At 72.1% G+C, this 1196-nt stretch carries 1 protein-coding gene; it reads right to left on the bottom strand.

Annotated features, from left to right (window positions below):
* The coding region (locus B7X32_RS20965) for a DUF222 domain-containing protein (protein WP_292724189.1) at window positions 1-1196 on the bottom strand (1196 nt) is incomplete at both ends.

Raw genomic sequence — 1196 nt, 5'->3', positions numbered from 1 at the left:
GGGCCGGTCGCACCCGATCCATCGGCATCCGCCGTCACGGACCGCGAGCCCGATGCGTTGTTTCGGGGTGAACAGGCGTGATTCCCGTCCCACGTCGAGCGGGTTCCCGCACGCATCCACGGTGACGGGGAGGGTTCCGGTGTCGCAGATCCGTCGTTCCGCGACCGTCGCGGGGACGGTGGTGAGGCCGTCTTCGGTGACCGCGACCGGGGCCCGCGTGCCGTCCGCTGTGATCTGCTGCACGATCCGCAGTCCGGCCTGCCGGGTACCGAACACCACGGCCGGATCCGCGAGGGTGCCGGCGCGGACGAGGTCGAGGAGCAGGTCGTAGGAGAGTTGGTCGTTGGTCCGGGGATCTGCGACCAGGTCCGCCGCGGTCGTCTTCTCTTCGGGGTCCACGAACCGGGGTCCGCCCCGACGCGGTCGCAAGGCTGCGGCGAAGATGGTGTCGAGGTAGGCGCCGCCTTCGTCATCGAACGCGATCGACGCCCGCCGCACCCCGTCCTGGTCGAACCAGGTCCGGAACGAACGCTTCTCATACCGGGCGAGGAACCGGGCCTCCGCTCCGTCCGGGTCGAGCAGATCCCGGATCGTCCGCGCGGCGGCGCCGAGTTCTTCCACGGTCCGCCGGGAGGCTTCCTCGATGAGTTGTGTGGCGGCGTGCGCCCACGCGTCCTCGGCACCCTCGGGTGGGTCGCCGAGCCCGCGGCGGATCGCGTCGAACTGCGCCGACGTGACCGCGCCGGACCGCAGCCCCTCCTGCAACGTCTGCCGCCAGCTCCGCATGACGGGCTCTTCTGGCGTCCCGCCGTCAGACGTCTCGGTATCAGCGCCGACATCGGCACCGGCGCCCGGCTCGTCGTCGAGCAGCGCTTCCCCGACCCGCACCTGCCTCGCCGCCTCGCCCTTCGTCATCCCGCCCAACTCCTGAACCAGCGACGCCGCCGACCGGTGCCCGCGCGCCTGCGCCAACCCCGCATGCCCCGCGTCCCGAGTCGAGCGCCGTGCGATCACTCCCGCGCAGATCACCTGCACCTGCTCCACGAGCCGTCCGACCTCACCCGCCTCGCGAAGCACCGCCACCGTCTCCGCATCTCCCAGCCCCTCCACGACCGCCTGCACGTCCGACGCGCCCGCACCCGCACTGATCCGCCCGGCCAGGGTCGGGATCAGCGCCGCGATCGCATCCCACGTCT

The organism is Microbacterium sp. 13-71-7 (assembly GCF_002257455.1).
Classification (GTDB): Bacteria; Actinomycetota; Actinomycetes; order Actinomycetales; family Microbacteriaceae; genus Microbacterium.
The sequence above is the reverse complement of the archived record's forward strand: the minus strand, read 5'-3'. Positions and strand labels throughout refer to the sequence as shown.